This is a genomic window from Stenotrophomonas sp. YJH_SMC_110 (assembly GCF_059369255.1).
Genome location: NZ_JCAFSM010000004.1, coordinates 98,388 through 109,631, shown reverse-complemented (window position 1 = coordinate 109,631; position 11,244 = coordinate 98,388). Strand labels below are relative to the sequence as shown.

Annotated in this window: 11 protein-coding genes; 4 read left to right on the top strand and 7 right to left on the bottom strand. The window is 67.9% G+C overall.

Annotated elements, in window-relative coordinates:
- Window positions 1–69: 69 nt before the first annotated feature.
- Window positions 70–1,434 (top strand): NAD-dependent succinate-semialdehyde dehydrogenase, encoded by a 1,365-nt coding sequence (locus tag AC5P6H_RS09645; protein WP_495202558.1) that lies wholly within the window; start codon window positions 70–72, stop codon window positions 1,432–1,434.
- Window positions 1,435–1,625: 191 nt separating this feature from the next.
- Here the strand turns inward: AC5P6H_RS09645 and AC5P6H_RS09640 are convergent, their stop codons facing one another.
- From AC5P6H_RS09640 to AC5P6H_RS09610, 7 genes are all read right to left on the bottom strand, one after another.
- Entirely contained in the window at window positions 1,626–2,648 is a 1,023-nt protein-coding gene (locus tag AC5P6H_RS09640; RefSeq protein WP_495202557.1) for a magnesium and cobalt transport protein CorA, read from the bottom strand.
- A gap of 6 nt (window positions 2,649–2,654) precedes the next feature.
- Complete coding sequence (locus AC5P6H_RS09635) at window positions 2,655–3,914, bottom strand: lipoprotein N-acyltransferase Lnb domain-containing protein (protein WP_142234480.1); 1,260 nt, start codon at window positions 3,912–3,914, stop codon at window positions 2,655–2,657.
- Window positions 3,911–4,792, bottom strand: a complete 882-nt coding sequence (locus tag AC5P6H_RS09630; protein WP_014036584.1) for a CorC family transporter — start codon at window positions 4,790–4,792, stop codon at window positions 3,911–3,913. The genes AC5P6H_RS09635 and AC5P6H_RS09630 overlap by 4 nt, the downstream gene beginning before the upstream one ends.
- A gap of 64 nt (window positions 4,793–4,856) precedes the next feature.
- On the bottom strand, window positions 4,857–5,423 hold the full coding sequence (locus tag AC5P6H_RS09625) for a hypothetical protein (RefSeq protein WP_014646571.1): 567 nt from the start codon (window positions 5,421–5,423) through the stop codon (window positions 4,857–4,859).
- Window positions 5,424–5,500: 77 nt separating this feature from the next.
- On the bottom strand, window positions 5,501–6,076 hold the full coding sequence (locus AC5P6H_RS09620; protein WP_014646572.1) for a hypothetical protein: 576 nt from the start codon (window positions 6,074–6,076) through the stop codon (window positions 5,501–5,503).
- A gap of 77 nt (window positions 6,077–6,153) precedes the next feature.
- Window positions 6,154–6,639, bottom strand: coding sequence for an rRNA maturation RNase YbeY (ybeY, locus tag AC5P6H_RS09615; protein WP_014036587.1), 486 nt, complete (start codon window positions 6,637–6,639; stop codon window positions 6,154–6,156).
- Window positions 6,636–7,622, bottom strand: coding sequence for a PhoH family protein (locus AC5P6H_RS09610; RefSeq protein WP_032960924.1), 987 nt, complete (start codon window positions 7,620–7,622; stop codon window positions 6,636–6,638). Before AC5P6H_RS09610 ends, ybeY begins: the two co-directional genes overlap by 4 nt.
- A gap of 524 nt (window positions 7,623–8,146) precedes the next feature.
- Between AC5P6H_RS09610 and AC5P6H_RS09605 the strand changes: the two genes are divergently transcribed.
- From AC5P6H_RS09605 to AC5P6H_RS09595, 3 genes are read left to right on the top strand one after another with little or no spacing between them, the layout of a single operon-like run.
- Complete coding sequence (locus tag AC5P6H_RS09605; protein WP_241886655.1) at window positions 8,147–9,103, top strand: HlyD family secretion protein; 957 nt, start codon at window positions 8,147–8,149, stop codon at window positions 9,101–9,103.
- A 20-nt stretch (window positions 9,104–9,123) separates the two neighbouring features.
- Entirely contained in the window at window positions 9,124–10,047 is a 924-nt protein-coding gene (locus AC5P6H_RS09600; protein ID WP_180834859.1) for an ABC transporter ATP-binding protein, read from the top strand.
- On the top strand, window positions 10,044–11,156 hold the full coding sequence (locus AC5P6H_RS09595) for an ABC transporter permease (protein WP_197606739.1): 1,113 nt from the start codon (window positions 10,044–10,046) through the stop codon (window positions 11,154–11,156). The genes AC5P6H_RS09600 and AC5P6H_RS09595 overlap by 4 nt, the downstream gene beginning before the upstream one ends.
- Window positions 11,157–11,244: the final 88 nt, after the last annotated feature.

Genomic DNA, 11,244 nt, shown 5'->3' with positions numbered 1-11,244 from the left:
GACAGCGCCGGCAACATCCGGCTCACGGACAGCGGCGCACAATGGGGGTCTTCCAGATGGAGATCCCCCATGACCGTCGAGATCATCGACCCGGCCACCGGCCAGGTGACCTACCGCCATGAACTGATGGGCGCTGCTGACATCGAGCAGCGCCTGCAGGCTGCCGCCGATGCCTTCCCCGGCTGGGCCGATCGCTCGCTGCAGGATCGCGGTGCCGTCCTTCGCCAGATCGCCGCGCAGCTGCGCACGCGTCGCGACGACCTGCAGCAGGCGATGACCCATGAGATGGGCAAGCTCAAGGCCGAGGCGCTGGCCGAGGTCGACAAGTGCGCTGCCGCCTGCGAGTACTACGCCGACCACGCGGCCGACTATCTCAAGCCGCAGCTGATCGATACCGAAGCCCAGCGCAGCTACGTGCGTTACGAGCCGATCGGCTGCGTGTTCGCGGTGATGCCATGGAATTTCCCGGTCTGGCAGGTGTTCCGTTTCCTGGCCCCGGCGTTCATGGCTGGCAACGTGGCCCTGCTCAAGCACGCCAGCAACGTGCCGCAGTGCGCCGACCTGATCCTGGCGGTGTGTCGTGACGGAGGCCTGCCTGAGGGCGTGTTCGACGTGCTGCACATCGACAACGACCAGGCTGCCGAGGTGCTGCGCGACGCACGGGTGAAGGCGGTGACGCTGACCGGCAGCGAACGGGCAGGGCGCTCGATCGCCTCCAATGCCGGCAGCCAGCTGAAGAAGTCGGTGATGGAGCTGGGTGGCAGCGATGCCTTCGTGGTACTCGACGATGCCGACCTCGACAAGGCCGTGGCGGCGGCGGTGAAGTCGCGTTTCGACAACAGCGGGCAGACCTGCATTGCGGCCAAGCGCTTCATCGTGGTCGATGCGGTGGCCGATGACTTCACCCGACGCTTCGTTGAAGCCGCGGGCCAGCGCCAGTATGGCGATCCCAGTGAGCGTGGCACCACGCTGGCACCGATGGCGCGCGCGGACCTGCGCGATGAGCTGCACAAACAGGTGCAGGCCAGCGTGGCGAAAGGTGCGCGCGTTCTGGTCGGCGGCGAGCCCATTGCCGGCACCCATGCGGGCTATCCGGCGACCGTGCTCGATCAGGTCGACCCAGGCATGCCTGCCTACGACGAGGAGCTGTTCGGGCCGGTGGCTGCGGTGATCCGGGTCAAGGATGAGGCCGAGGCGCTGCGCGTGGCCAACGACACCCGCTTCGGCCTGGGCGGCAGCGTGTGGACGCGCGACCCGGTGCGCGGCGAAGCCTTCGCGCAGCGCATGGAATGCGGCGCCGCGTTCGTCAACGCCATCGTCAAGAGCGACGCTCGGCTGCCGTTCGGTGGCAGCAAGCAGTCCGGCTTCGGCCGGGAGCTGGCCGACCACGGCATCCACGAGTTCATGAACATCAAGACCGTCTACGTGGCTTGATGCCGAAGGGTAGTGCCGGCCGCTGGCCGGCATTGCCCTGGTTGCCGGCCAGCGGCCGGCACTACCAGAAGCGGGGCATGTGCCACGACCAACGGTCGCGGCCTACCGGATTGCCGGGTATCGACGCCCCCGTGCATGGTGGGTATCGACGCCCCCGTGCATGGTGGGTATCGACCGTTGGTCGATTCGCGCTACAGCCACTTCGCGCGCTTGAACAACCGGTACAGGCCCACGCACACACCGCCCACGCCGACAATCATCAGCGGATACGACCACGGCTGGCTCAGCTCGGGCATGTGGCTGAAGTTCATGCCGTACCAGCTGGTGATCAGCGTCGGCGCTGCCAGCAGTGCGGCCCATGCACCCAGGCGCTTGACCGTCTCGCCCTGCGCCAGCGTCACCAGCGACAGGTTCACGCTCAGTGCGGTGCCCAGCATCTCGCGCAGGGTGTCGATCACATCGCTGATGCGTACCGCGTGGTCATGCACGTCGCGCACGTAGAGCTTCACTTCATCGGGAATCAGGTCACCCTGGTAGCGGCGCAGCTGCGCCAGCACATCCTGCAGCGGTGCCACCGCCATCCGCATCTTGTTCAGTTCGCGCTTGAGCTCGTAAAGCCGTACCACCGTGCTGCGCTTGTAGCTGTCGGCAAAGATGTCCTTTTCCAGCAGGTCCAGGGTGTCGCGGAAGCGGTGCACGATCGGCAGGTAGTTGTCGACCACGAAGTCGGTCAGCGCGTACAGGCAGTACGACGGGCCCATCTTCAGCAGCTGCGGTTCACGCTCGACCCGTGCACGCACCGGGGCGTAGGACAGCGAGGCGCCGTGGCGCACCGTCACCAGGAAACGCGGGCCGAGGAAGGCGTGGGTTTCGCCGTACTGGATGCGTTCGTCCACCATCTGCGCGGTGGTCACCACCACGAACAGCGAATTGCCGTAGGTCTCGACCTTGGGTCGCTGGTGCGCATTGCGCGCGTCCTCGATGGCCAGGTCGTGCAGGCAGAACTCTTCCTGCAGTTTCAGCAGCACATCGTCGTTGGGGTCGTACAGGCCGACCCAGACGAAGCCGTTGCCACTGGCAATGACATCGCTGATGGCATCCAGGCTGATGTCGTGGCGTTTGCCGTCGTCATCGTAGTGGACGCAGTTGATGACGCAGGCGGGGTTGGCCGAGGCAGGGGCGGAAGCGGAGGCGGGCAATGACATGCCCGCCATCGTGCGTCAGTGCCGTGTTTCGGACAAGTGAGGACGGCGCCCCAGTACCCACGCCAGCGCGACGTGGACGGGCAGCAGCAGCACGATCCACTGCACGTTGTACTGCGCCTGCAGGCTCAGCCAGTGCAGCACCAGCGCCGCCACGGCCTGCACCGCCAGCAGCCACAGCACGACCCTGAACATGCGGCCCGGCGCGCGCCGGCGCAGCAGCGCGATCGCGCCTGGCAGCAGCAGCACGGCCAGTGGCGAAAGCAGCAGCAGGTTGCGGTTGGCCCAGGCGGCGTAGTGGGTGCTGAAGCCCCACAGGAACACCAGCAGGCTGCCGGCGATGGCACACAGCAGCCAGAACGGCAGGGCCAGCCCGGCCAGCAGGCGCGGGCGGTTGCGCAGCGCCAGCACGCCGCCGGCCACGACCAGCCCAAGCAGCAGCCACGGCCACCAGCGGCGTGCGAATTCCTTCGGCTCCGGGTCGATGCGGTGCGGCAGCAGTTCCTGTTCGGACTGCACCAGCGGCCGGCCATCGCTGTTGCGCGCCTGGCGCAGCGCATCGGCCAGGCGCATCGGCACGAAGGCTTCCTGCCAGCGCGACAGCGGCTGGTCGGCGAACGGCCCGAGGCCGACATCGAAGCCCAGCCACATCCATGGTGCCGGCGAGGCCAGGCGCACCGATTCACTGCGGTAGGTATTGCCGCGCGAGCGCCCCGACAGCTGCGACTGCAGGCCGCCACCCAGCGCCTTGTCCACCGTGTCGCGTACCATCGTGGCGCAGTTGGCGGTGTAGTAGTCGTAGTGGTAGCGCGCGTTTTCCGGCTTGGCCCGCTCGGCCAGGTCGGCGGCCAGTGCACGTGCCTGCTCCGGGCGCAGGTCCAGCCACTGCACGCTGGCGCCACGGCCGGTCTCGTCGTAGTACGACAGATCCTGCTGCAGCGGCAGCGCCACCAGGTAGTACATCATATCGCCGCGCACGAAGCGGCTGATGAAATCGTCCTCGGACGGATCGAAGTAGCCGAAGTTGTACGAGGTCGCTTCGCCGCTGAGCGGATCGATCACGACGATGGCGTCGTGGCCGAAGCGCTCGAAGAACACCGTGCCCGGCTGCATGGTCACCACCCCGATGCGCGGGGCGGGAGCCTCGGCGCTGGTGGCGGGTGCAGCAGGTTCGGGTGCCGCCGGCTGCGCGAAGGCGGCCAGCGGCAGGGCCGTGGCCAGCACGCACAGTGCCAGCCACAGCCTCAGGCGCAGTGCCAGGAGGGCGCCGCGCTTCAAGCGTCGTCCTGCGCGTCCGGCGGCAGCACGGTCACGTGGAAGGCCTGGACCCGGCGCGCATCGGCGCGGGCCACGCGGAACATGAAGCGGTCCAGCGCCAGCTCGTCACCGACTTCCGGCAGGTGGCCCACGGCCTCGGTGACCAGGCCACCGATGGTGTCGTAGTCCTCGTCGGAGAAGGTAGCGCCGAAGCGTTCGTTGAAGTCGCCGATCGGGGTCAGCGCGTCGACCACGTACTGGCCGTCGGACTGGATGGCGATCTGCGCCGACGGATCCTCGGCCTCGTCATGCTCGTCGTCGATCTCGCCGACGATCTGTTCCAGCACGTCCTCGATGGTGACCAGGCCGGCGACACCGCCGTACTCGTCGACCACGATGGCCATGTGGTTGCGTGACAGGCGGAATTCCTTCAGCAGCACGTTGAGCTTCTTCGCCTCCGGGATCAGCACTGCCGGGCGCAGCAGCTCGCGCACGTTGGCCGGGCCGTTGTCGGCGACCACGCCGCGCAGCAGGTCCTTGGCCAGCAGGATGCCAAGGATGTCGTCCTTGTTCTCGCCGTGCACCGGGAAGCGCGAATGGCCGGATTCGACCACCTGCTTCATCAGTTCCAGGAAGGGCGCTTCGACCGGCAGCGAAACCATCTGCGAGCGCGAGATCATCACGTCGCCCACGGTCAGCTCGGCCACCGAAATGGCGCCTTCCATCATCTTCAGGGTATCGGCGGCGATCAGGCCCTCTTCCTGCGCGGTGTGCAGGACAGCGACCAGCTCGTCGCGGGTATGGGGTTCGCCGGAGAAGGCGGAGGTCAGGCGTTCAAGCCAGCCGCGCTTCTTTTCACTGGGCTCCTGTGCGGAGCTACTACTGTCGTCTTCTGACATCTCTGGAAAAAGGGCACCCGGCAAGCCGGGCGTTGGCCCAAGTCTAGCAGGATGTGGCGGCCTGTCAGTGACCGTCGCTGCCCGGTCCGGTGATCGGCGGCGGGGCCAGTTCAGGCCGGGCGGGGGCTTCTTCCTCGGGCAGGTCCAGGCTGTAGGTGCAGCCGGCCAGGGTTTTGCCGGGATGGGAGGCCACGGTGGAGACGCTGAGGATGATCGACTCGATCCGGGCCTCGCCGGTCTTCGGATCGGTCACGTCGCGGCTGACCAGCTCGCGGCCGGCCATGAACTTGCCGTCCTGGTCGTAGCCGGTCTCCAGCCCCAGCTGCCTGGCCAGCGGCCGCGGATCGGCCTGGTCGAGGATCGCCATGACGCTGGACCCGGCCACGGCGACCCGTTCGGTGCGGGCGCCGAACACGCTGATCGGCTGGGCCAGCCGGTACTCGCTCATGAACTGGTTGCCCTGCGGCAGCGGCTGCAGGCCGTGGGCGACGGCTTTCAGCGGATCAGCCAGCAGGGGCGCCAACGCGGCCTGCTCGGCCACGCCCTGGCGGCATTCAATCAGGGCCGGCAGGTCCAGGGCAGCGGCCGGGGCGGACACGGCGAGCAACAGGGGCAGGGCAATACGCAGCACGGGCACGGGATCCGCAACGGAAGGCAGGCCGGTGATCGTACCGGTCCCGGCCAGCCATCGCGAGCGCCCCAAGGCAATCAGGGCGGATGCCTGCGCGTGGTCGCTGGGTACCAGCGCAGCCTGACCGGGTAGCCCAGTTGCACTTGCAAGTGGTCGCGCACGGCCGCCGCCGTCGCGCGGTTGGCCGGGGTATCCCGCAGCTCAACCTCCAGTTCCCCGGTCGTGACATCCAGGCTATAGCCGAACAGGTCGGGCAGCTGGGCCAGCAGCCAGTCCCGCTGTGCGTGCAGGCGGCGCTGCATCTCCGCTTCGGTCATCGCGGCGCCGGTGATGTAGCGCACGCGTTGCGGGCCATCCGCCCCTGGATGTGTCTCATCGGCCGCGGGTGCTGGGCCAGTCAGTCGAACGACGACGTTCCAACCTGCCGCGTTGTCCACCCAGATTCCGGCGAGGCGTGCCGCGTGGCGCGCTTTCAAACGTTCCATCAATGCGTGCTGCTGCGCCTCGGCGACCGCCTGACGCGCCGTCTGTTGGCTGACGTCAAAGAACGCCTGCACCTCGGCGACCTTGGCGGCAATGTCGGCGGCGCTGTCGCTGGCCGGGAACGGCGACGGTCGTTCCCGGCCGGGGTCGATGCCCGGGGCAGTGGTCACCTGCAGAAGAGCGGCGATGAGTGCGGGCAGCAGCGCGATGGGCGCGTCCTCCGTGAAGATCCCGGTGTGCGTGGGCCTCAGCGCTCGCCGGCGTAGGGGTCGGCGATGCCGAGCTCGGCCAGGATCTCGCGCTCCAGCTGTTCCATGGCGTCGGCTTCCTTGTCGTCCTCGTGGTCCCAGCCGAGCAGGTGCAGCACGCCGTGCACGGTCAGGTGTGCGTAGTGGGCGTTGAGCGCCTTGCCCTGTTCATCGGCCTCGCGGGCCACCACCGGTGCGCAGATCACCAGGTCGCCCAGCAGCGGAAACTTCACGCCCTTGGGCAGCCCTTCGGGCACTTCGGCCGGGAAGCTGAGCACGTTGGTCGCGTAATCCTTGCCGCGATAATGGCGGTTCAGTGACTGCCCTTCCTTGGCATCGACCACGCGGATGGCCAGGTCGGCCTCGCGGATGCGGCCTTTCAGCGCAGCAGCCACCCACTTGCGGAAGCTGACCGCCGCCGGCAGGCCGGTGCGCGGCAGGGCATAACTGACGGCGACGTCCAGTCGCACGGGACCACGGGTCATGGAGTTGCTCCAGGTTGGATCTGATGCAGGTCACGGCGATCGTAGGCGCTGACGATGCGCGCCACCAGCGGGTGGCGGACTACGTCGCGCGACTCGAAGAAGGTGAAGCTGACGCCCTCGACCTCGCGCAGCACGTCGATGGCATCGCGCAGGCCGGACTTCACGTGCTTGGGGAGATCGGTCTGGGTCAGGTCGCCGGTGACCACGGCGGTGGAACCGTAGCCGAGGCGGGTCAGGAACATCTTCATCTGCTCGATGGTGGTGTTCTGTGCTTCGTCCAGGATCACGAAGGCATCGTTGAGCGTGCGGCCACGCATGTAGGCCAGCGGCGCGATTTCGATGACGTTCTTTTCCAGCAGCTTGACCACCTTCTCCACGCCCATCATCTCGTAGAGGGCGTCGTACAGCGGTCGCAGGTAGGGGTCGACCTTCTGGCTCAGGTCACCGGGCAGGAAGCCCAGCTTCTCGCCGGCCTCCACCGCCGGGCGCACCAGGATCAGGCGCTGCACCCGTGATTCGTTCAGCGCTTCGACCGCGCTGGCCACGGCCAGGAAGGTCTTGCCGGTGCCGGCCGGGCCGATGCCGAAGTTGATGTCATGCGTGGCGATCTGGTGCAGGTAGCGGCCCTGGTTGGCACCGCGGCCGCGCACCGTGCCGCGCTTGACCTTGATCGCCACCTCCTGCGCTTCGTAGGAGCGTTCGGCGATCTGCTCGACGTTGGCCTGCGCCAGGCGCAGGTGGATGGCGTGGTTGTCGAAGGTGGTTTCGCCGGCTTCGGCGTACAGCGCTTCAACCAGCTTCTGCGCCTCGACGATGGCTTCGTTGGGCCCGCTGATGCGGAACACGAAACCGCGGTTGGCGATCTCCACGCCGAGCTTCAGCTCGATCTGGCGCAGGTGCCCATCGAAGGGGCCGCACAGGTTGGCCAGCCGCTCGGTGTCTTCCGGCGACAGGGTGAAGTCTCGATGTTCGATGCTTTTCATTGCCTTGGGTGGGGCGGAAGCCTTCCACCGCAGTGTATTCAGGGAGGACAAGGGTAGCGCGCGCAGCGGGCGCGCGGCCAGCACGGGGTCGATACATGCTTTTCCACACCCGGTGTGGACGGGGGCTGCGGAAACCTGTGGATAGACCTCTACAGTGCTTGTGCCACAAGCGTCATGAGGGGGTGGTGAAAAAATCGTCACGGACCCGGGCGTGCCGGCACCCGCAGGACGGGCGGACCGGGAGGGAGGGCACGTCGCAGCGCGTGGCCGAGAACTTCCCGGGCACGCCGGCGTTCTTCGTGATCGCAGCGCAGGTTCCGCTGCCAGGCGAGCAACAGGATCCCGTGTTGCCGGTTTTCCACACCGGTTGTGGAATGATGCCGAATCAACCTGTGGATAGGTGGCGCGGAGCCTTGCAGCCAAAGGCTCGCCAACGCGTGGTGAAAAAACCGTCAGGGCTGATCGGAATCATAGAGGGTGCACGGGGCGGATGGCACCGTGGCGCCGTCGCAGGAGGGGATGGCATGGGCATCGGCAATGGGATGCGTGGAATCGGATTGGTGGGTATCGGCCTGCTGGCCGGGTGTGGGCAGGCGCCGCCTGCAGCGCTCGGCACGCTGGAGTGGGACCGGATCACGGTGCCGGCGCCGGCGGCCGAAGTGATCGCCACGGTGGAGGTGCGCGAGGGGCAGCAGGTCAAGGCCGGAGCAGTGCTGATGCAGCTCGACCCCGCCCGCGGCGACGCGCAGTTCGCCGCGGCGCAGGCCGACACGGTGCGCGCGCAGGCCCAGTTGGAAGAGCTGAAGATCGGCCCGCGCCAGGAACAGATCGCACAGGCCCAGGCGCAGCTGGCCGCGTTGCGCGCGCAGTCCGCCGAAGCCAGTGCCTACTACCGTCGGGTGCAACCGCTGGCACGCCAGCGCCTGATCGCCGCCGCCGAGCTGGACCGTGCACGGGCGGCTGCCGGCAATGCCGAGGCCAGCGTGCGGGCCGCCGAGCAGGTTTGGCTGGAGCGGGTGCACGGCAGTCGCGCGCAGGACATCGCCCAGGGCCAGGCGGCCGCCGACGCCGCACAGGCGCAGCAGGTGGTGCAGGGCGTCAACCTGCAGAAGTTGCAGCTGCGCGCGCCGCGCGATGGTGTTGTCGATGCCCTGCCTTACCGGCAGGGTGACCAGGCGCCGATCGGGGCGCCACTGGCGGTGATGCTGGTCGGCGAGCGCCCCTATGCACGCGTCTACCTGCCGCAGCCGCTGCGCCTGCAGGTCAAGGTCGGGCAGGCTGCGCAGGTGCAGCTGGAAGACGGCAGCACCGTGCTGAAGGGGCACGTGCGCTCAATCCGCAGCGAGCCCTCGTTCACCCCGTACTACGCACTGACCGGTGATGACGTCGAGCGCCTGAGCTATCTGGCCGAGATCGAAGTGGACACGGCCACCGACATGCAGAAGCTTCCGGCCGGACTGCCGGTGCAGGTGCGCTTCTGAACACCGGCGACGACATCGCGGTGCATGCGCAGGGCTTGACCCGCCGCTTCGGCGATCTTCTGGCTGTGGACAATGTCGACCTGACCGTGCCGCGCGGGCAGGTGTACGGCTTCCTGGGGCCGAATGGATCCGGAAAGTCGACCACCATCCGCATGCTGTGCGGCCTGCTGGAGCCGAGCGCTGGGCAGATCCAGGTGCTGGGGCTGGCGGTTCCCGAGCAGGCCGAAGCACTGCGCCGGCGCATCGGCTACATGACCCAGCGCTTCTCGTTGTATGAGGACCTGTCGGTGCGCGAGAACCTGGAATTCCTCGCCGCCATCCAGGATCTGCCACGCGCGCAGGCCCGGCGGCGGGTCGACGAGCTGCTGCAGCAGTACCGTCTGCTGGACCGGCAGCCGCAGCTGGCCGGAACCCTCAGCGGTGGCCAGAAGCAGCGCCTCGCCCTGGCCGGCGCCGTCGTGCACGCGCCCGAGCTGCTGTTCCTGGACGAGCCGACCAGCGCGGTCGATCCGGAATCGCGCCGTGATTTCTGGGAAGCCCTGTTTGAACTTGCCGACGCCGGTACCACCGTGCTGGTGTCGACCCACTACATGGACGAGGCCGAGCGCTGCCACCGGATGGCAATCCTGGATCGTGGTGCACTGGTTGCCGATGGCACGCCGGCTGAGCTGTGCGCACGATTGGACGGCCGCACGTTGCAGGTCACGTCGTCGCAGCCGCGGCAGGCCAGCCGCGCACTGTCTGAGCTGCCCGGTGTGCTGAGCGTGGCGCAGATCGGCACCCAGCTGCGCGTGCTGTGCAATGAGGGCGCAGCGGACGTCGCAGTGCTGGCCCGTGCACTTGCCAACGCTGACCCGCAGGCCCGCATCCAGACGGTGGCGCCAAACCTGGAAGATGTGTTCGTGGCCGCCACCCGTGGCCGCGGCCGGGAGCCGGCGGCATGAACCTGCGCCGGCTGTCGGCGATCATGCTCAAGGAGCTGCGGCAGCTGCGCCGCGACCGCATCACGCTGGCGATGATCGTTGGCATTCCGGTGATGCAGCTGTTGCTGTTCGGCTATGCGATCAACCTCAACCTGCGTCATCTCGATGCGGGTGTCGCCGATCAGGCCAACAGCGCCGCTTCGCGCGCGCTGGTGCAGGACATGGTGGCCACCGGCGTGATCACGCCGCGCAGCGAAGCCTACACGCCTGCCCAGCTGATGCAGGCGCTGCGCCGTGGCGAGATCAGTGTCGGCATCGTGGTGCCGGCCGACTTCGAGCGTCGCCGCTTCGATGGACGCGAGGCGGTGCAGGTGCTGGTCGATGGCAGTGACACCGTGGTGCAGAGCGCGGCGATCCAGCTGGCGCAGGTGCCGCTGGACACGCGCCCGACCAGCAACACCCGTCCCCTGCGCGAAGGCAGCATCGCCAGTGGTCCGGTCGGCGTGACCAGCTTCTACAACCCGCAGCGGCGCTCGGCGGTGAACATCGTACCGGGCCTGATCGGGGTGATCCTGACCATGACCCTGGTGATGTTCACGGCGGTAGCGGTGGTGCGCGAACGCGAGCGCGGCAACATGGAACTGCTGATCGCCACGCCGGTGTCGCGCAGCGAGCTGATGGTCGGCAAGGTGCTGCCCTATGCGGCCATCGGCCTGCTGCAGACCACGCTGGTGCTGGTGCTGGGCACCTGGCTGTTCCAGGTACCCATTCGCGGCAGCCTGCTGGACATCTATCTGGCCGCGGTGCTGCTGGTGCTGGCCAACCTGGCGCTGGGCCTGCTGATCTCCACGCGTGCGCGCTCGCAGTTCCAGGCGATGCAGATGACCCTGTTCCTGTTCCTGCCGTCGATCCTGCTGTCGGGCTTCATGTTCCCGTTCGCAGGCATGCCGCGGCCGGTGCAGTGGCTGGCCGAGGTGCTGCCGCTGACCCACTTCCTGCGCCTGGTGCGCGGCATCATGCTGCGCGGCGCCTCATTGTGGGAGCTGTGGCACGACGCGCTGGCGCTGCTGGCCTTCATCGTGGTGATGATGACCCTGGCGATCCTGCGCTTCCGCAAGCGCCTGGATTGAAGGCAGGGGGTCGGATCCCCGCAGGGGCTCCGACCCCAATTTATCGGGCCGGCGGGTCGGAGCCCCTTTGGGGCTCCGACCCGAAGAT

Bases quoted from the DNA above. Each gene is read 5' to 3' on its own strand.
- ybeY (WP_014036587.1), bottom strand. From the start codon at position 6,639: ATGACCCGTGGTCCCGTGCGACTGGACGTCGCCGTCAGTTATGCCCTG.
- AC5P6H_RS09610 (WP_032960924.1), bottom strand. From the start codon at position 7,622: ATGAAAAGCATCGAACATCGAGACTTCACCCTGTCGCCGGAAGACACC.
- AC5P6H_RS09645 (WP_495202558.1), top strand. From the start codon at position 70: ATGACCGTCGAGATCATCGACCCGGCCACCGGCCAGGTGACCTACCGC.
- AC5P6H_RS09640 (WP_495202557.1), bottom strand. From the start codon at position 2,648: ATGGCGGGCATGTCATTGCCCGCCTCCGCTTCCGCCCCTGCCTCGGCC.
- AC5P6H_RS09630 (WP_014036584.1), bottom strand. From the start codon at position 4,792: ATGTCAGAAGACGACAGTAGTAGCTCCGCACAGGAGCCCAGTGAAAAG.
- AC5P6H_RS09595 (WP_197606739.1), top strand. From the start codon at position 10,044: ATGAACCTGCGCCGGCTGTCGGCGATCATGCTCAAGGAGCTGCGGCAG.
- AC5P6H_RS09605 (WP_241886655.1), top strand. From the start codon at position 8,147: ATGGGCATCGGCAATGGGATGCGTGGAATCGGATTGGTGGGTATCGGC.